This is a genomic window from Streptomyces sp. NPDC005955, assembly GCF_042871255.1.
In the GTDB taxonomy this organism is placed as follows: domain Bacteria; phylum Actinomycetota; class Actinomycetes; order Streptomycetales; family Streptomycetaceae; genus Streptomyces.
The window spans coordinates 101,282-118,427 of record NZ_JBIAIF010000015.1 but is presented as its reverse complement, the minus strand read 5'-3'; the positions used below and the strand labels follow the sequence as shown (position 1 = coordinate 118,427).

The 17,146-nt window shown below is 73.1% G+C and carries 16 protein-coding genes and 1 pseudogene; 14 read left to right on the top strand and 3 right to left on the bottom strand.

Annotated elements, in window-relative coordinates:
* The first annotated feature begins 35 nt into the window (after nucleotides 1-35).
* Nucleotides 36-825, top strand: a pseudogene (locus ACFYOU_RS28655) (inositol monophosphatase family protein).
* A 9-nt stretch (nucleotides 826-834) separates the two neighbouring features.
* Here ACFYOU_RS28655 and ACFYOU_RS28650 read toward each other — a convergent pair.
* Complete coding sequence (locus ACFYOU_RS28650; RefSeq protein WP_391309582.1) at nucleotides 835-1,182, bottom strand: helix-turn-helix domain-containing protein; 348 nt, start codon at nucleotides 1,180-1,182, stop codon at nucleotides 835-837.
* Nucleotides 1,183-1,331: 149 nt separating this feature from the next.
* Here ACFYOU_RS28650 and ACFYOU_RS28645 point away from each other — a divergent pair, with 149 nt between their 5' ends.
* Entirely contained in the window at nucleotides 1,332-2,786 is a 1,455-nt protein-coding gene (locus ACFYOU_RS28645; protein ID WP_391309580.1) for an MFS transporter, read from the top strand.
* 87 nt (nucleotides 2,787-2,873) lie between these two features.
* On the opposite strand, the gene ACFYOU_RS28640 is transcribed toward ACFYOU_RS28645, so the two are convergent.
* Nucleotides 2,874-3,449: a hypothetical protein gene (locus ACFYOU_RS28640; RefSeq protein WP_391309578.1), complete on the bottom strand. Its 576-nt coding sequence runs from the start codon at nucleotides 3,447-3,449 to the stop codon at nucleotides 2,874-2,876.
* A 265-nt stretch (nucleotides 3,450-3,714) separates the two neighbouring features.
* Here ACFYOU_RS28640 and ACFYOU_RS28635 point away from each other — a divergent pair, with 265 nt between their 5' ends.
* From ACFYOU_RS28635 to ACFYOU_RS28580, 12 genes are all read left to right on the top strand, one after another.
* On the top strand, nucleotides 3,715-4,557 hold the full coding sequence (locus ACFYOU_RS28635; protein WP_391309575.1) for an alpha/beta fold hydrolase: 843 nt from the start codon (nucleotides 3,715-3,717) through the stop codon (nucleotides 4,555-4,557).
* A 302-nt stretch (nucleotides 4,558-4,859) separates the two neighbouring features.
* Nucleotides 4,860-7,175, top strand: coding sequence for an ATP-binding protein (locus ACFYOU_RS28630; protein WP_391309573.1), 2,316 nt, complete (start codon nucleotides 4,860-4,862; stop codon nucleotides 7,173-7,175).
* 95 nt (nucleotides 7,176-7,270) lie between these two features.
* On the top strand, nucleotides 7,271-7,708 hold the full coding sequence (locus tag ACFYOU_RS28625; RefSeq protein WP_389772866.1) for a roadblock/LC7 domain-containing protein: 438 nt from the start codon (nucleotides 7,271-7,273) through the stop codon (nucleotides 7,706-7,708).
* An 8-nt stretch (nucleotides 7,709-7,716) separates the two neighbouring features.
* On the top strand, nucleotides 7,717-8,082 hold the full coding sequence (locus ACFYOU_RS28620) for a DUF742 domain-containing protein (protein ID WP_391309570.1): 366 nt from the start codon (nucleotides 7,717-7,719) through the stop codon (nucleotides 8,080-8,082).
* Nucleotides 8,060-8,659, top strand: a complete 600-nt coding sequence (locus tag ACFYOU_RS28615; RefSeq protein WP_389772870.1) for an ATP/GTP-binding protein — start codon at nucleotides 8,060-8,062, stop codon at nucleotides 8,657-8,659. The genes ACFYOU_RS28620 and ACFYOU_RS28615 overlap by 23 nt, the downstream gene beginning before the upstream one ends.
* The gene (locus ACFYOU_RS28610; RefSeq protein ID WP_391309567.1) at nucleotides 8,656-9,231 is read left to right on the top strand and encodes a GAF domain-containing protein; all 576 of its coding nucleotides are present in this window, start codon (nucleotides 8,656-8,658) and stop codon (nucleotides 9,229-9,231) included. Before ACFYOU_RS28615 ends, ACFYOU_RS28610 begins: the two co-directional genes overlap by 4 nt.
* Before the next feature lie 282 nt (nucleotides 9,232-9,513).
* Complete coding sequence (tdh, locus tag ACFYOU_RS28605; protein ID WP_389772876.1) at nucleotides 9,514-10,542, top strand: L-threonine 3-dehydrogenase; 1,029 nt, start codon at nucleotides 9,514-9,516, stop codon at nucleotides 10,540-10,542.
* Between the two features lie 69 nt (nucleotides 10,543-10,611).
* A complete protein-coding gene (locus tag ACFYOU_RS28600) occupies nucleotides 10,612-11,838 on the top strand; it encodes a glycine C-acetyltransferase (protein ID WP_391309564.1) in 1,227 nt (408 codons plus the stop codon).
* A 128-nt stretch (nucleotides 11,839-11,966) separates the two neighbouring features.
* Nucleotides 11,967-12,899, top strand: a complete 933-nt coding sequence (locus ACFYOU_RS28595; RefSeq protein ID WP_391309562.1) for a LysR substrate-binding domain-containing protein — start codon at nucleotides 11,967-11,969, stop codon at nucleotides 12,897-12,899.
* Between the two features lie 110 nt (nucleotides 12,900-13,009).
* Entirely contained in the window at nucleotides 13,010-13,597 is a 588-nt protein-coding gene (locus tag ACFYOU_RS28590; protein ID WP_391309561.1) for a GNAT family N-acetyltransferase, read from the top strand.
* A 69-nt stretch (nucleotides 13,598-13,666) separates the two neighbouring features.
* Entirely contained in the window at nucleotides 13,667-14,026 is a 360-nt protein-coding gene (locus ACFYOU_RS28585) for an MmcQ/YjbR family DNA-binding protein (protein ID WP_389772888.1), read from the top strand.
* A 445-nt stretch (nucleotides 14,027-14,471) separates the two neighbouring features.
* Nucleotides 14,472-15,791: an MFS transporter gene (locus tag ACFYOU_RS28580; RefSeq protein ID WP_391309559.1), complete on the top strand. Its 1,320-nt coding sequence runs from the start codon at nucleotides 14,472-14,474 to the stop codon at nucleotides 15,789-15,791.
* Nucleotides 15,792-15,951: 160 nt separating this feature from the next.
* Here the strand turns inward: ACFYOU_RS28580 and ACFYOU_RS28575 are convergent, their stop codons facing one another.
* Nucleotides 15,952-17,058: an aldo/keto reductase gene (locus ACFYOU_RS28575; RefSeq protein ID WP_391309557.1), complete on the bottom strand. Its 1,107-nt coding sequence runs from the start codon at nucleotides 17,056-17,058 to the stop codon at nucleotides 15,952-15,954.
* Between the last annotated feature and the right edge of the window lie 88 nt (nucleotides 17,059-17,146).

Here is a 17,146-nt window from a genome sequence, read left to right as displayed (position 1 = left end):
GCACCCCCGTTCGGGCGACCGCTAGGCTCCGGCGCATGACGGAACCGGCGGATCTGAGCGATGTCGAGGTGGCCGTGGCCGCCGCCCGCGCCGGTGCCGAGGTGGTGCGCGGTTCGTACGGCACCCGCCTGGCCCGCATCGACAAGGGCGGCGGCGACTTCGCCACCACGGCCGACGTGGAGGCCGAGCGGGCCGTCCTCGCGGTGCTCCGGGCAGCCAGGCCCGGCGACGCGGTGCTCGGCGAGGAGGGCGGGCGGCAGGGCGGCGCCGACACCGGGCGGCAGTGGTGGGTGGACCCGCTGTGCGGCACCCTGAACTACGCGGTGGGCACCCTGGTGGTCGCCGTCAACGTGGCGTTGCGCGGTGGTGCGGCGGCGGTCGCCGACCCGTTCGGCGGCGAGGTCTTCCTCACCGACGGCCGGACCGCCCGGGTGCGGCACCGGGGCGTCGAAGCGGACCTGGTGCCCACCTCCGCCAGCCGATTGGTGGACGTCAACCTCGATCCGCCGTTCCCCGGTGCGCCGGCCTTCCGGGCGGTGGACCTGCTGGCCCCGTCCCGAGTTCGTCGCGTCATTCCGCCCGAGGGTGGTGTCCAGCACCCTGGCCCTGGCCTGGGTCGCGGCGGGCAGACGGGCCGCGTACGTCACCGACGGCGGCGATCTGTCGACGAGCGTGCACTTCGCCGCGGGCATCGCCCTGTGCCGGGCGGCCGGATGCGTGGTCACCGGGATCGACGGCGCCCCGCTCGGACCGGCGGGACGCGGACTCGTCGCGGCTGCCGACGCGGCGACCCACCGGCAGTTGCTGTCGCTGACGGGTAGTTGAACCCGGGGCTCAGCCGGGACGGGTGGTGGCGCTCTGGACGGACTCGTCGCGCGCGGCGCCCGTGAGGACGGCGTCGAGCAGCCCGGGGTAGCGGGAATCCAGATCGGTGCGGCGCAGCGTGAGCAGGTTCTCCCGCCCGGACGGCTGCTGGCGGATGACACCGCTCTCCCGCAACACGCGCCAGTGGTGCGTCATCGTCGATTTCGAGGTGATGCCGAGCCGGCCCAGCACGCTGCCGCAGTTGTGCTCCCCGCCGGCGTCGAGCACCCGGACGACGGAGAGTCGCACCGGATTCCCCAGGGCCGTCAGGACGTCCTCGATCCGGAGCTGGTCGGCAGTCGGGTGACGGTAAGCCATCGTCCCACTGTACTGGAACAGTCGAACTCCCTTCCGTAGTCGCCGAAGTGGCTCCCCCGCGACGCCCTCGCAGCCCCTTGCTTACGGTTCGACTGTACGTGAATATACGTACAGTTGGCCCGTGGCACCTCAGGAGGGGGCACTTCCGCATGTCCAGTTCGACTTCCCGGCAACAGCTCCGTTGGACGCTGGCGATCCTGGCCTTAGCCCAGTTGATGTACGCGCTCGACCTCAACATCGTCTTCGTCGCCCTGCCCGAGATCGGCTCCGAACTCGGTTTCCCCGGACAGACCCAGCAGTTGGTCGTCAGTGCGTACGTCGTCTTCGCCGGTGGGTTCCTCCTGTTCGGCGGCCGGGCGGCGGACCTGCTCGGGCGTCGCCGGATCTTCGTCATCGCCCTGGCGCTCTACGCCGTCTCCTCGCTGGCGGGCGGCCTCGCGGACACTCCCGAACTGATCGTCGCCGCCCGGGCGGTGCAGGGGATCGGCGGCGCCCTGTTGCTGCCCGCCACCCTCGCACTGATCAACACCGTCTTCGCGGAGGGCCCCCCGCGCAACCGTGCGCTCGCGGTCTGGGGCGGCGCCGGCGCGAGCGGACTGACCATCGGCGCCCTGCTCGGCGGGGTGCTCACCGAGAACTTCGGCTGGCCCTCGGTCTTCTACGTCAACGTGCCGCTGGCGGGGCTGCTCGTGGTGGCCGCCCTGGTGGTCATCCCGAAGGACCCGGCGCGCGGTGAACGGCGCTCGTTCGACCTGCCCGGTGCGCTCAGCGTCACCGCCGGATCGACCCTGCTGGTCTTCGCCCTGGTCCAGGGACCCGAGTCGGGTTGGGGCAGCACCGAGGTGCTCGCCGCCCTGGGCGCGGCCGTGGTGGCACTGGCGTCGTTCGTCGTCATCGAGAAGCGCAGCGCGGACCCGCTGCTGCCGTTCCGGTTGTTCCGCAACCGCAGCCTCAGCATCAGCGTGTCCATCACCTTCCTCTACATGGCGACCTTCGGCGTCCTCCCGTACTTCCTCACCGTCCTCATGCAGGGCGTGCACGGCTACAGCGCCCTCCAGACGGGTCTCGCCTTCCTCATCCCCTCGCTGGCCATCGCCGTCGGCACCCAACTCGGCGAGCGCTCCGTCGGTCGCCTCGGCACCCGCACCACCCTGGTGGCCGGGTTCGCCGTCGGGGCCGTGGGCACCGCCGTTCTCGCCCTGGGCTTCGACGAGAGCGCCGGATACGCCCTGCTGGTGCCCGGCCTGATCGTCTCCGGCGTCGGCCAGGGCATCGTCTGGACGGCCATGTGGATCGCGGCCGCGACCGGAACCGCACCCGAGGAACAGGGCGTCGCCAACGGCGCCGCCTCCACCGGCCTCAACATCGGCAACGCCATCGGCCTGGCCGTGTTCACCGCCCTGGCCGACCACGGCACCGAGGGCAGGACCGGCGAGGCGCTGCGCGCCGCCACCGCCCACGGGGAGTTCGTGGTGGTCCTGCTCACCGCGGCCGGGATGGCCGGCGGGCTGTTCATCGCCCTGGCCCTGCGCCGCCACCCGGACCCGTCGGCCGCTCCGTCCGCACCGGCACCCGAGAAGGATCGGGCCGTCGCGACCCCCTGATCCGCGCGCACGGGTGCGTGCGGCACGCGGCCGGGCCGCCCGACCACTCCCGAGCGGGGTCGGACGGCCCGGCTCCGCGGGGCTCGCCTACCAGGTGTGGGCGACGTCCACGATCACCTGGTCACCGGACTGCTGGACCCGGAACGGGAGCTTGGCCCGCAGACCCAGGCCGACCTGGGTCTGCCCCTCGAAGCTCGCACCGAACTTGGTGTCCTTGAAGGTCCGGTACCCGGTGATGTTCACCCCGGGGAGCGTCTGCCCGGCAACCCCGGGATAGACGACCGCGCCCGTCGCCGGGTTGTAGCTCGGGGCGTTCACGAAGATCTGGAGGATGGCGCCGCCCGTGACGGGGATCGGGGTGCCGGTGCCGTCCTGGTGGAAGGAGTCGACGTAACCGACGTGGTAACCAGCGGTGCTGGGCGCACCGGTGATGTCGAAGACGATGCGGTCGTAGCACGTGTGCTGACCGGTTCTGATGTTCTTCAGCGGTTCGATGACCGAGTTGGTCTGGGACTTGGTGCCGCTGCCCCAGGCGGTGGAACACGCCGCCGTCGAGCCGGCCCGGTCCGCCTGACCGCCGGCGGCCCCCGCCGCCCCGGCCGTTCCCACGAGCGTGGCCCCCGCCAGCACGAGTGCTGCGGCCGCTTTGCCTAACGTGCGCATGACTTGCCTCCGGATGAGTTGGATGCGGATCGTCCGCGGCGGGCGCGTGCACCCCTGCCACGCCCCCACCCTCCTGCGGCCCGTCCACGGTGTCATCCGTACACGTACTCAGTCCTGCGCCTGGGTATGCGGCCCGCCCGGCCCGCCGACTGGCGGCTTTGCGCCCGACACCTTCGGAGGCCGTGGTTCCCCTTCGCCGGGCGTTCCCCGGGCGGGCTAGTGTCGGTGGGCCCCAGGACTTTCCAGCACCCCGGGAGATCGACTCATGGCGCAAGTCCAGCTCTCAGCAGGGACGTTGGAGTACGTGGACAGCGGTGGGCGGGGCCCCGTGGTCGTCCTGCTCCACGGGGTGGCGATGGACGGCACCCTCTGGCGCAACGTCGTTCCCCGGCTGGCGCCGGGTCACCGCGTCGTGGTGCCCACCCTGCCGCTCGGGGGGCACCGGATCCCCATGCGGGCGGACGCCGACCTGTCGGTGGCCGGTGTCGCCGGGCTCGTCGCGGAGTTCCTGGAGGCGTTGGACCTCCGCGACGTCGTGCTGGTGCTGAACGACTGGGGCGGCGCGCTCGCGCTCGTCGCCCTCGGGCGGCACGAGCGGATCGGCCGACTCGTGATCACCTCCTGCGAGGCGTTCGACAACTACCCGCCCGGTTTGCCCGGCTCCAACCTGGTCGCCTCCGCCAGGATGCCCGGTGGCCTGGGCCTCGCCTTCGGCCTGCTGAAGCTCAAGCCCCTGCGGCGGCTGCCCGTGACCTGGGGGTGGATGTCCAAGCGGCCGGTGCCGCACGAGGTGATGAACGCATGGTTCCGTCCCCTGTGGACCGTGCCGGAGGTCCGCCGGGACCTGCGCAAGTACGTGCTCGGCGTACCGCCCGAGGACGAACTGCTGCGCTGGACGGACGCGCTGGCGGGGTTCACCGGTCCCGCCCTGGTCGCCTGGGCCGCCGAGGACAAGGTGATGCCGCCTGCACACGGACGGCGACTCGCTGAGATCCTGCCCGACTCCCGCCACGTGGAGATCCCCGACAGCTACACCCTCGTCCCCGAGGACCAGCCGCAGGCACTCGCGGAACACATCGGGTCCTTCCTCCGCGATACCGCCCCCTGACACCGGGCGGGGCGAACCGCGGCTCCCGCAGCGCCGTTGTCCGACCGCCGGTTCCCGGCGCCGCGCCACGACTCGAACGGATGCTCCCAGACGGGGCGCGGAGAATATCGGACTCCCGTGCGGCACCTCATACCAGAGCGGGACGGAACCTGCTGGAGTTCCCCAACTGCGGGACGCGGAACCGCACATCACGACTACGGTGTGTGGTCGCTGGGTGACGAACCGGAGCACCGGCCCGTCCGGACCGAGGATCGCGCACCGTTGCACGCCCGGCGTCCCAGCTGGACCCCAGAAGGACACCGATGTCACACCTTCGCGCACCGGCCGTCCGTGCCGACCGCCGTGACGGCGCACGGCACGGCGGGCCGGACCGCACCCCGCCGCCCCCGCCCGTGCCGCACCTGCGCGCACAGTTGCTGCGGATCACGGTGCTCCCCGCCGTGGCCGTCACCCTCAGCGCCACCGCTGCCGTGCTGTTCACCGTGCGGGCGTCCGCCGTGCCCCCCGGGCCGGTCCTGCGGATCGTGCTCGCCGGCGCGCTCGCGGTCGCCCTGGCCGGGATCGCCGTCGCCGCCGTCGCCGCCCGCCGCGCCGCACGGGACCTCGGTGACCGGCTGTCGGCGCTGCGCCGCACCAGCGTCCGGGGCCGTGAAGAACTCCGGGACCTGGTGGCGGCGTTCCACCGGGGCGACGCCCCGCCGGAACGCCGGCCCAGCACCGTCGACGAGTCGGCGCCGCCCGCCCCGGACGACGAGTTCGCCCGCCTCGCACAGGAGATGACCTACGCCCGGGAGACCTCCGTACGCGCCGTGCACCGGGCCGCCCAACTGTCCGGACGGGCCGGCAGCGAGCAGAAGGTCGAGGTCTTCGTCAATCTCGCGCGCCGTCTTCAGTCCCTCGTGCACCGGGAGATCTCGATCCTGGACGAGTTGGAGAACGAGGTCGAGGACCCCGAACTGCTGAAGGGCCTCTTCCACGTCGACCACCTGGCCACCAGGATCCGACGGCACGCGGAGAACCTGGCCGTCCTCGGCGGTGCCGTCTCCCGGCGGCAGTGGAGCAGCCCCGTACCGCTGCACGAGGTGCTGCGCTCCGCGATCGCGGAAGTGGAGCAGTACTCGCGGGTCCGGCTGGTACCGCCGATCGACGGTGCCGTGCGCGGGCACTCGGTGGCCGACGTCGTCCACCTCATGGCCGAACTCGTCGAGAACGCCACCGTCTTCTCGGCCCCGCACACCCAAGTGCTGCTGCGGGTCGCGCCGGTGACCTCCGGCATCGCCGTGGAGGTCGAGGACCGCGGACTCGGCATGCCGGTCGAGGAACAGGCCCGGATGAACGCCCTCCTCGCGGCACCCGACCAGCTCAAGGTCGCCGGCCTCCTCCAGGACGGGCGGATCGGTCTGCTGGTCGTCTCGCAACTCGCCCACCGGCACGGCATCGTCGTCCGTCTCCAGACCAACATCTACGGCGGCACGCAGGCGGTGCTGGTGCTCCCGCTGGACCTCCTGGGACCCGGCGACGGCGGGACGTCGACCGGGGCCCGCCCCGGCAGCAGGCCCCAAGCCGGCCTGCCGGTCGGCTCCGCGGAACCGACCGCTGACCCCGCTGCTGCCGCGGCGACGACCGAAGTCGAGGCCGTGGCCACCCGGGTGCACCCCCACCCCGGACCGCGCACCGGCACCGTGCCGCCGGCGCCCCGCAGGGTCGGCCCGTCCCCCTCCCGTCCGTCCGGCAGCCGGGCACCCTCGCCCGCGCAGGGCGACGGCGCCCCGCTGCCGGTGCGGGACTCCCGTGCGACCCGTCGCCGCCCCTCGAGCCCCCAGCCGGCGCCCTCCGACCGCGGTGCGCCGACCGACCGCCAGGCCCCCGTGCCCGGCCCCCGCACGACCACGGACGGGCGGGGGGCGGCCCTGCCGGGCTGGGCGGTGCCGGTCACCCCGACGGGCACGGTCGAGGGCGGGGGCTTCGTGGAGGAGCGACCGACCACCCAGCTCACGCCCCGGCGGGCACTGCGCGGCGCCGAGGACCGCCCCCGGCTCCCCAAGCGCCATGCGCAACACCATCTGGTGCCGCAACTGCGCGAGCCACCCGGCCCCCGGGACACCGACGGGCCCTCCACCGGCGCCGATCCGGGACTGATGGCAGCCTTCCAACGGGGAGTGAGCCTGGCCGAGGACCAGCACGCCCAACAGGTGCTCGACGAGACCGCGCCCCCACCTGCCGCCTTCGGTCCGGCCGGCCGACCTGCCGCCTTCGGCGCGGCCCCCCGGCCCGCTGCCTTCAGGGCGGCCTCCGCACAGGCCCCCGTATCGGCCCCCGCACAGGCCCCCGCATCGGCTCCCGCAGCGGCTCCCGGCGGGCCCCCTGCGGTCCTCCTGCCCGCCGAGCCGACCCACCGCGCCGCCCGCGCCGACGGCCCGACCGTCCTCACCGCCCTGGACGTTCCGGCGCACGAACTGCCCACCCTCACCCGCACCCCGATCCACGACCTGGCGCTCAGCGCCTTCACCGCGAACCACACCACGACACCCCCCACCCCCACCGGGCAGCCCGCACCTCCCGACCGGCCGATCCAGGGCCCCGTCGCCGGCCCGACGTCCAGACCCTCCAGGGGCTGACGTCCGGCCGGTGGGCCGCGCCGTGCCCGGGCAGGCGCCGCCCCAGAACCCCTCCGCGTCCGACCCCCTCCGCACCTCCAAGGAGTCGATCCACCATGGCGAGCGACGTACAGACCGGCCAGGCAACCGACCTCGACTGGCTGATGACCGGTCTGGTCCAGCGCGTGCCGCACACCCGTAGCGCGGTCCTGCTGTCCTGCGACGGCCTGGTCAAGTCGGTGCACGGACTCGACCCGGACGGGGCCGACCACATGGCCGCCCTCGCGTCGGGCCTGTACTCCCTCGGCCGTGGCGCCGGCATCCGCTTCGGCGACGGGGGCCACGTCCGGCAGGTCGTCGTCGAACTCGACGACACCCTCCTGTTCGTGTCCACCGCCGGATCGGGCACCTGCCTGGCCGTGCTCGCGGGCCGGGACGCCGACGCCGCCGTCCTCGGCTACGAGATGGCGATGCTCGTCAAGAGCGTCCGGCCCTACCTCGTGACCCCGCCCCGGCAGGCCCTGGCACCCGAACCCACCGGGATGCGGCATTGAACGCGGTCGTGCCCAAGGACGGACCCTGGCTCGACGCGGCGGCGGGCCGACTGGTGCGCCCCTACACGGTCAGCAACGGCCGCACCCGGCCCACCACCCCGTTCGACCTGATGTCGCAGGTGATGAGCACCGGCGCCAAGCCCTTCGGCTACCTCGGACCCGAGCACGCCCAGGTCCTGGCACTGTGCGACGCCCCCGTCTCCGTCGCGGAGTTGGCCGCCCAACTGCGGCTGCCGGCGGCCGTGACCAAGGTGCTGCTGTCCGACCTCGTCGACTGCGGGGCCCTGACGACGAAACCGCCCGCCTTCTTCCACAACCCCACGGACCGGTCCCTTCTGGAGGCAGTGCTCGATGGACTACGACGGCACCTCTGACCCCTTCCCCACGGCGCTCAAGATCCTCGTCGCCGGGGGCTTCGGAGTCGGCAAGACCACCTTCGTCGGCGCCGTGAGCGAGATCTCGCCGCTGAGCACCGAGGAACTGCTCACCACGGTCAGCACGACCACCGACAGCCTGGAGGGGGTCGAGAACAAGACCGAGACGACCGTCGCCATGGACTTCGGCCGGATCACCCTCGACCCCCAGCACGTGCTGTACCTGTTCGGCACCCCGGGCCAGGAGCGGTTCTGGTTCATGTGGGACGAACTGTCCGAGGGTGCCCTCGGGGCCGTCGTCCTCGCCGACACCAGACGCCTGGAGGAGTGCTTCCCCGCCGTCGACTTCTTCGAGCAGCGCGGCCTCGACTTCATCCTGGCCGTCAACGAGTTCGACGGCTCGCACCGCTACGACCCCGACGAGGTGCGCGCCGCCATCGACCTGGACCCCGGCGTGCCGGTCGTCCGCTGCGACGCCCGCATCTCCAGCTCCGGCATCCAGACGCTGTTGACCCTGGTGCGCCACCTCATCGCCTACGCACCCGCGTACCCGACGGGCCACGAGGCCCGCGCATGAGGCACCTGCCGGCCGCCCGCCCCGTACCGTTCCTGCTCACCCCGGTGGACCGGGAGGCACCCGAACGGGCCCGGCGCCTGCGGGCACTGGGGCTCGGCGGCATGCCCGACCCGGTGTTCGACGCGTTCGCCGACCTGCTCGCCGACACCACCGGCGCCCCGTTCGCGATGGTCAACTTCGTGGACGAGCACCGACAGTTCCTCGCCGGACTCCGTACCCCCGCAGGCCGCTCGGCCGCCGCGCTCGGGGCCGGACCCGACGGCGGCGCGACCGGTCGCCGGATGGGACGGGAACGCGGCTACTGCCCCTACGTGGTCGTCCGCCGCCGCGCCCTGGTGCTGGAGGACGTCCGCGACTACCCCAGGTTCGCCGGCAACCCCCTCGTGGACGAGACGGGCGTACGGACCTACCTGGGCGCACCCCTGCTCGACCGCACCGGGATCGCCCTCGGCACGGTGTGTGTCGTCGACACCGAGCCGCGGCCCTGGGGGCGGGCCGGGCTGGCGACCATCAAGGCCAGGGCCGCGGAACTGGCGGCCGAGATCCGGCACCGGGAGGACGACTTACTGTGACCCGGCACCGCCCACGGGACCACGGGACGCACACCCGGGACGGACACCCGGGTCCGACGCCCGTAGGAAGCCCGCGTCGGGAGGACTCCCGACGTCTGAAGGAAACCTGCGGAGCCGCTTAAGAAATCCTCGATGGACCAGGCCCCCGCCGTACGGCAGATTCGTTTCACCGGCAACGGCGGCCCGCATCCGCCCCGCCCTGCCGCACATCCACCCCTCCACGGACGGCGGAGCCCTGCCCCGTCGTGCCGCGGTGTGCGACGACGACAGGGAGCCGCGGCGATGAAGGCACTGGTCAAGGAACGAGCGGAACCGGGACTGCGACTCACCGACGTCCCCGACCCGGAGATCGGGCCCGGCGACGTCCTCATCAAGGTCCAGCGCACCGGGATCTGCGGCACCGACCTGCACATCCGCGCCTGGGACGGCTGGGCACGCCGCACCATCAACACCCCGCTCGTCATCGGTCACGAGTTCGTCGGCGAGGTCGTCGACACCGGCCGCGACGTCCGGGACGTCACCGTCGGGGACCGGGTCAGCGGCGAGGGCCACCTCGTCTGCGGCACCTGCCGCAACTGCCTCGCCGGCCGCCGCCACCTGTGCCGCGCCACCGTCGGCCTCGGCGTCGGCCGGGACGGGGCCTTCGCCGAGTACGTGGCGCTGCCCGCCTCGAACGTCTGGGTGCACCGGGCCCCGGTGGACCTCGACGTCGCCGCCATCTTCGACCCGTTCGGGAACGCCGTGCACACCGCACTGTCGTTCCCGCTGGTCGGCGAGGACGTCCTGATCACCGGGGCCGGACCGATCGGCCTGATGGCCGCGGCCGTCGCCCGGCACGCGGGCGCCCGCAACGTCGTCATCACCGACGTCAGCCCCGAACGCCTCGACCTCGCACGCAAGATCGGCGTCAGCCTCGCCCTGGACGTCTCCCGCTCCTCCATCGCCGACGGCCAGCGCCACCTCGGGCTGCGCGAGGGCTTCGACATCGGACTGGAGATGTCCGGCCGCCCCGAGGCGCTGCGCGACATGATCGGCAACATGACCCACGGCGGGCGCATCGCCGTGCTGGGCCTGCCGACCGAGGAGTTCCCCGTCGACTGGGCCCGGATCGTCACCTCCATGATCACGATCAAGGGCATCTACGGCCGTGAGATGTTCGAGACCTGGTACGCCATGTCCGTCCTCCTGGAGGGCGGACTCGACCTCGCCCCGGTGATCACCGGCCGCTACGACCACCGCGACCACGAGGAAGCCTTCGCCGACGCGGCCAGCGGACGCGGCGGCAAGGTCATCCTGGACTGGACCACCTGACCCGGTCCGCCCGTCTCCCCGCCCGCCCGCGCGACCCCTGCGCACCCCAACGAAGGACTGGACCTGACGATGTTCGACTCCGTGCGTGACGACCTGCGTGCCACCCTCGACGAGATCCGCGCCGCCGGACTGCACAAGCCCGAACGCGTCATCGGCACCCCGCAGTCCGCGACGGTCGGCGTCACCGCCCCCGGCGCGGACGGCACAACCCCCCACCTGTCCGAGGTGCTGAACTTCTGCGCCAACAACTACCTGGGCCTGGCGGACCACCCCGAGGTCATCGCCGCCGCCCACGGCGCCCTCGACCGCTGGGGCTACGGCATGGCCTCGGTGCGCTTCATCTGCGGCACCCAGGAGGTCCACAAGGAACTGGAGTCCCGGCTCTCGACGTTCCTCGGGCAGGAGGACACGATCCTGTACTCCTCCTGCTTCGACGCCAACGGCGGCGTCTTCGAAACGCTGCTCGGCGAGGAGGACGCCGTCATCTCCGACGCCCTCAACCACGCCTCCATCATCGACGGCATCCGACTGTCCAAGGCCCGCCGCCTGCGCTACGCCAACCGTGACCTCGCCGACCTGGAGCGGGCGCTCAAGGAGGCGTCCGGCGCGCGCCGTCGACTCGTCGTCACCGACGGCGTGTTCTCCATGGACGGGTACGTCGCCCCGCTGGCCGAGATCTGCGACCTCGCCGACCGCTACGACGCGATGGTGATGGTCGACGACTCGCACGCCGTCGGCTTCACCGGTCCCGGCGGCCGCGGCACCCCCGCGCTGCACGGCGTCGAGGACCGCGTCGACATCATCACCGGCACCCTCGGCAAGGCCCTCGGCGGCGCCTCCGGCGGTTACGTCGCGGCCCGCGCCGAGATCGTCGCCCTGCTGCGCCAGCGCTCGCGCCCCTACCTGTTCTCGAACACCCTCGCCCCGGTCATCGCCGCCGCCTCGCTCACCGTGCTCGACCTCCTGGAGTCCGCCGGCGACCTGCGACGACAGCTCGCCGACAACACCGCACGGTTCCGCTCCCGGATGACCGCCGAGGGCTTCGACATCCTGCCGGGCGACCACCCGATCGTCCCGGTCATGATCGGGGACGCCACCGAGGCCGCCCGCACCGCGGAACTGCTGCTCGAACGGGGCGTCTACGTGATCGGCTTCTCGTTCCCGGTGGTCCCCCGGGGCCAGGCCCGCATCAGGGTCCAGCTCTCGGCGGCCCACTCCACCGAGGACGTGGACCGCGCCGTCGACGCGTTCGTGGCCGCCCGGGCGGACCTGGCGGCCGAGCGGGCCGCGCACTGACCGACCAGGCCGGGGGCGCCCCGCACTGAGCGAGCACGGCGCCGGGGCGGCGGGCCGGACCGGGGCGTCGCCGGGACCTGCGAGAATCGGCCACATGACCGAGACGAGAGCATGACCGGGGCGCGCGGGTGATCGAAGCACGACGGCTGCACATCCTGCGTGCGGTGGCCGACCACCGCACGGTCACCGCTGCCGCCGCCGCCCTGTACCTCACCCCGTCCGCGGTGTCCCAGCAGCTCACGGCCCTGGAGCAGGAGACGGGGCACCGACTCGTCGACCGGGGCGCCCGGGGCGTGCGGCTCACCCCGGCGGGCGAGATCCTGCTCCGTCACACGCACGCCGTGCTGGCCCAGCTCGAACGGGCCGACGCGGAACTCGCCGCCTACCGCTCCGGTGCCGCCGGCACGGTCACCGTCGCCGCCTTCGCCACCGGCATCGCCCTGGTGGTGGCGCCCGCCCTCGCCCTCCTCGCCGCCGAAGCGCCCGGCATCCGGGTCCGCGTCCAGGACGCCGAGGGGGACGCGAGCCTGCCGATGGTCCTGGACCGGCACGTCGACGTCGCCGTGGCCGTCGAGTACCGGGGCGCACCCGGCGCCGACGACCCGCGACTGACCCGGGTGCCGCTGTACGCCGAACCGTTCGACGCCGTCCTCCCGCTCGGCCATCCGCTCGCCGACCCGGACCTGCCGCCGCTCGCCGAACTGTCCGCGCTGGCGGACGACCCTTGGATCGGCCCCTACCCCGGCAACCCCTGCCACGACGTGGTGGTCCTCGCCTGCGAACACGCCGGCTTCCCCCCGCGGCTGGAGCACCAGTCGGACGACTTCCGGGCCGTGGTCGCCCTGGCTTCGGCGGGCGCCGGGGTGGCCCTCGTGCCCCGCTCGGCGCTGCGCGGCACCGACCTGAGCGGGGTCGTCGTCCGGCCGGTCGGCGGGGCGGCACCCACCCGGCGGGTCTTCGCCGCGGTGCGCTGCGGGGCGGAGGAACACCCGCTCATCAGCCCCGTGCTGGCCGCGCTCGGGGGCGCCGCCGCGGCCCCCGGGACGACCGGCGTCCGATAACCCCACGGACGTCACGCCGTAACGGAGCGGAAACGAGCCCGTCGAACACTGGTGCCGAACGTGAGCACGGCCGTACGAGGGGCGTCGGACGCCCGGAAGCTGGTGTCGACATGACCGACGAGGTGATCCGGCTGCGTACCGGGGGCGAACTCATCGCCACCGCCGATCCGCTGGCCGCACTCCTGGTGGACGCCGTGCACGCCGGTGCCTCCCTGGGCTTCCTCGTGCCGCTGGACCACGCGAGCGCCGCCGCCTGGTGGTGCGGCCTCGCGCCCGCCGTCGACGCCGGCCTCCACGCCCTGTGGGTGACCCGGGACGCCGAAGGGGTCACCGGCACCATCGGCGTCCGGTTCACCGACCTGCCCAACGGGACGCACCGCGCCGAGGTCGTCAAACTGATGGTGCACCGCCGCGCGCGGGGCCGGGGACTGGGCCGGGTGCTCCTCGCCGAGGCCGAGCGCGGTGCCACCGGCGCGGGGATCCGGCTGCTGCACCTCGACACCGAGACCGGCAGCCCCGCCGAGGGCTTCTACCGGGCGGCCGGCTGGGAGCGCGCGGGTGTGATCCCCGACTACGCGACCGATCCGTACGGCACGGTGCGGTCCACGACCCTGTTCTACAAGCAGACCGTCGACGGACGCCCGGGCGCCCGCGCAGTCGCCCCGGCGGAGCCGGAGCGCGCGCCCACCCGTCGGTAGGGCCCCGGCTCCCCCCGGACGGGGAGGGACGGAGAGCGGTTGTCAGTGCCGTTGGTTACGGTTCGTGTCATGTCGGACGCTGACGATGCACGCCGTGTGGCCCTGTCCTTCCCGGACACCACGGAGAAGACCGCCTGGGACATGCCCACCTTCCGGGTCGCGGGCAAGATGTTCGCCACCCTCCCGGAAGAGGGGACCTCCCTGGCGGTGCGCTGCCCCAAGGAGGAGCGCGCCGAACTGGTCCTGGCCGAGCCGGAGAAGTTCTGGATCGCGGACCACGAGGCGTCCTTCGCCTGGGTCCGGGTACGGCTGGCCGCCCTGGAGGGCGACGGCGAACTGACGGACATCCTCGCCGACTCCTGGCGCCAGGCCGCGCCCCACCGGCTCCTGGAGGCCCACCCCCGGCTCGGGGTCCCATCGACGGACTGAAACCCCTTTCCGTGGGCCGGGCGCGGCTGGCATGATCCGGCGAGGGGTCGGGGGACCCCGCGGGGAATCGAAGACCGACGGACCCGGGGGATGTTGGGGAGGGCGGACAGCGATGTCCGGTATATCTGTCAGTGGCTTCCGGGGAGGTGTGCCGGGGCCGCGTGGACGGGGGCTCGGCAGTTCCCGGACGCCGGTCCGTGGTTCCGTCCGACCGCTCAGGCGGTCCTTCTGGGGACGGCTGAACCGTTCCGGCGGGGACGGGGGCGGGGGAGCGCCCGGTGACGTCCCGGACGCGGGCGACGCTCCGCTCCGCGAACCGAGCGGGGTGCCGGCGGCGGGAGCCGTTCCGGTACCGGCCGTCCCCGGGGACGCCGTCGGCGCAGCGACCGGCGGGCCGGGGCGGGGTCGTGGACGCTCGCCCGGGGCCGGTGGTTCGGGCACCCGCATGTGGTCCCGGGACTTCAACCTCTTCTTCACCGCCCGGGCCGTGGCGAAACTCGGCGACACCATGCTGCCCGTCGCACTCGCGGCGGGGCTCATCCAACACGGCTACGGGGCCGGCGCGGTCGGGCTCGCGATGGCCGCATCGGTCGCCTGCTTCGCGGGCCTCGTCATCTTCGGCGGGGTCTTCGCGGACCGCTTCAGCACCAGACTGCTGATGATCGGCTCCGATCTCGTCCGACTGGTCACCCAGGCGCTCACCGCCGGACTGTTCTTCGCCGGACACGTCGTGCTGTGGCAGATCTGTGTGATCGGCGCGGTCAACGGCGCCGCCTCCGCGATCTTCCAGCCCGGTGTGGCGAGTACGGTGCCCCGCCTCGCCTCCGACGTCCAGGCGGCCAACGGCGCGATCCGCGTGGCCGAGTCCACCGCCCACCTCGCCGGTCCAGCCCTCGCCGGCGTGCTCGTCGCCTTCTCGTCGGCCGGCGGGGTCTTCGTGGCCCACGCCGCCACCTACGCGGTGAGTGCGCTGTGCCTGCTCCTGATGCGGCTGCCGGAGCCCACCCGGGCGGAACGCGTGCACACCAGCGGGTTCCGCGCCGACCTGGTCGAGGGCTGGCGGGAGTTCCGCGGCCGCACCTGGTTGTGGGGCGTCATCGCCGTCTGGTGCGTCTACATGATCACGGTTGCCGGCCCGGCCATTCCGCTGGTCGCCACGGAGGTCATCCAGGACCACGGCCCCCGCGCGTACGGCCTGGTCAACTCGGGGCTCGGCGCGGGCACGGTCATCGGCGGACTGGTCGCCCTGCGGCTGCGTCCGCGGTACATGCTCCGCGCCGGGTCGATCGCCCTGTTCGCGTTCGCCGCGCACCCCGCGACCGTCGGGGCCAACCTCCCCGTCTGGGCGATGACCCTGGGCGGAGTGGTCGCCGGGGCCGGGCTGTCGTTCTGGGGCGTGATGTGGGCGACCAGCGTGCAGACCCAGGTGCAGCCCGATGTGCTCAACCGCATCCACGCCTACGACGTGGCCGGGTCCCTGGCGATGGTGCCGGTCGGCCAGGCCCTCGCCGGCCCCGCCTCGACCGCCACGACCGGTGACTCCGTCCTGCTGTTCGGGGGAGCCATGGCCCTGCTCGTCCCGGTCACCCTGCTGCTCGTCCCGGCGATCCGCGGGCTGGTCCGCGCCGACCTCTCGCGCAACGGCCCCGTGACGTCGGGCGGTCCGGTGAACCTGCTGAAGGAGGAACGGCCCGCCCCGCACGCGGAGTGCCGCGGCGGGAGCGGGAGAGGCGGACCCGGACCACGGGGCGGGGGAGCCCCCTAGGGGGTGTCTGACAATTCCCCGCGGCGTCACGGCGCCCGGCACGCACGCTCGCCGCGTTGCCGAAAAGTCCTAGTAGCTCCGCTACGAGGACTCTCCGGCGCCTTGCGATCGCACGCACCGGACACCGCTCCTCACTCCACGGGGAATTGTCAGACACCCCCTAGGCTCCCGTACCGGGGTCGGGCAGGTCCGCGGGCGGGGCCCCGGTGCCGTGCGCCCCGAGGGGCCCGGCACCGCCCACCGGCGGGTTCAGACGGGCGAAGCCCTCCTGACGGTGGTACGGGAAGTACGGGTAGGGCGGCGTGGTGCTGCTCGCCGCGTCGAGCCTCCCGATCTGCTCGGCCGTCAGGGTCCAGCCGACGGCGCCGAGGTTCTGGCGCAACTGCTCCTCGTTGCGGGCGCCGATGATCACGGAGGAGACGCTCGGGCGCTGGAGGAGCCAGTTGATGGCGATCTGCGGAACGCTCCGACCGGTCTCCCGGGCGACCTCGTCCAGCGCGTCGACCACGCGGTACAGGTGTTCGTCCTCGACCGGAGGGCCGAAGTCGGCGGTCTGGTGGAGGCGGCTGCCGGCCGGCAGTGGCTGCCCGCGACGGACCTTGCCGGTGAGTCGCCCCCAGCCCAGCGGGCTCCAGGCGAGCGCGCCGAGGCCCTGGTCGAGCCCGAGGGGCATCAACTCCCACTCGTAGTCCCGGCCGAGGAGGGAGTAGTAGACCTGATGGGCGACGTAGCGCTGGTGACCGTGCTTCTCGGCGACCGCCAGGGACTTCATCGCCTGCCAACCGGAGAAGTTGGAGGCGCCGGTGTAGCGGACCTTCCCCGCGCGAACGAGGTCGTCGAGCGTGGACACGGTCTCCTCGACCGGTGTGCCGGCGTCGAAGGCGTGCAGTTGGAACAGGTCGACGTAGTCGGTGCCGAGGCGTCGTAGCGCGTCCTCGCACGCCTTGATCAGACGTGAGCGGGAGGCGCCCGCGTCGTGGGGACCGTCGCCCGTCGGCAGACCGGTCTTGGTGGACACGATCACCTGGTCCCGGCGGCCCTTGATCGCTGCACCGAGGATCTCCTCGGAGGCACCGTCCGAGTAGACGTCGGCGGTGTCGAACATCGTGATCCCGGCGTCGAGGCAGATGTCCACGAGGCGCCGCGCCTCCCGCGCATCGGTGCTGCCCCAGGCGCCGAACAACGGCCCTCGTCCTCCGAAGGTGCCCGCGCCGAAGCTCAGTACGGGGACCTTGAGTCCGGATGCGCCCAGTTGCCTGTGCTCCATGGTGGGTCCTCTCCCGGGAGCCGAAGATGGCTAACGGTACTGCCGTTCCGTTAATGTGGGACCCAACGTAGCAGTCGAAGCCGGTTAA

What these genes read in the sequence shown, in the direction of transcription:
- ACFYOU_RS28640 (WP_391309578.1), bottom strand. Translation starts at nt 3,449, where the DNA reads ATGCGCACGTTAGGCAAAGCGGCCGCAGCACTCGTGCTGGCGGGGGCC.
- ACFYOU_RS28630 (WP_391309573.1), top strand. Translation starts at nt 4,860, where the DNA reads ATGTCACACCTTCGCGCACCGGCCGTCCGTGCCGACCGCCGTGACGGC.
- ACFYOU_RS28615 (WP_389772870.1), top strand. Translation starts at nt 8,060, where the DNA reads ATGGACTACGACGGCACCTCTGACCCCTTCCCCACGGCGCTCAAGATC.
- ACFYOU_RS28635 (WP_391309575.1), top strand. Translation starts at nt 3,715, where the DNA reads ATGGCGCAAGTCCAGCTCTCAGCAGGGACGTTGGAGTACGTGGACAGC.
- ACFYOU_RS28650 (WP_391309582.1), bottom strand. Translation starts at nt 1,182, where the DNA reads ATGGCTTACCGTCACCCGACTGCCGACCAGCTCCGGATCGAGGACGTC.
- ACFYOU_RS28600 (WP_391309564.1), top strand. Translation starts at nt 10,612, where the DNA reads ATGTTCGACTCCGTGCGTGACGACCTGCGTGCCACCCTCGACGAGATC.
- ACFYOU_RS28590 (WP_391309561.1), top strand. Translation starts at nt 13,010, where the DNA reads ATGACCGACGAGGTGATCCGGCTGCGTACCGGGGGCGAACTCATCGCC.
- ACFYOU_RS28575 (WP_391309557.1), bottom strand. Translation starts at nt 17,058, where the DNA reads ATGGAGCACAGGCAACTGGGCGCATCCGGACTCAAGGTCCCCGTACTG.
- ACFYOU_RS28625 (WP_389772866.1), top strand. Translation starts at nt 7,271, where the DNA reads ATGGCGAGCGACGTACAGACCGGCCAGGCAACCGACCTCGACTGGCTG.
- tdh (WP_389772876.1), top strand. Translation starts at nt 9,514, where the DNA reads ATGAAGGCACTGGTCAAGGAACGAGCGGAACCGGGACTGCGACTCACC.
- ACFYOU_RS28610 (WP_391309567.1), top strand. Translation starts at nt 8,656, where the DNA reads ATGAGGCACCTGCCGGCCGCCCGCCCCGTACCGTTCCTGCTCACCCCG.
- ACFYOU_RS28580 (WP_391309559.1), top strand. Translation starts at nt 14,472, where the DNA reads ATGTGGTCCCGGGACTTCAACCTCTTCTTCACCGCCCGGGCCGTGGCG.
- ACFYOU_RS28645 (WP_391309580.1), top strand. Translation starts at nt 1,332, where the DNA reads ATGTCCAGTTCGACTTCCCGGCAACAGCTCCGTTGGACGCTGGCGATC.
- ACFYOU_RS28585 (WP_389772888.1), top strand. Translation starts at nt 13,667, where the DNA reads ATGTCGGACGCTGACGATGCACGCCGTGTGGCCCTGTCCTTCCCGGAC.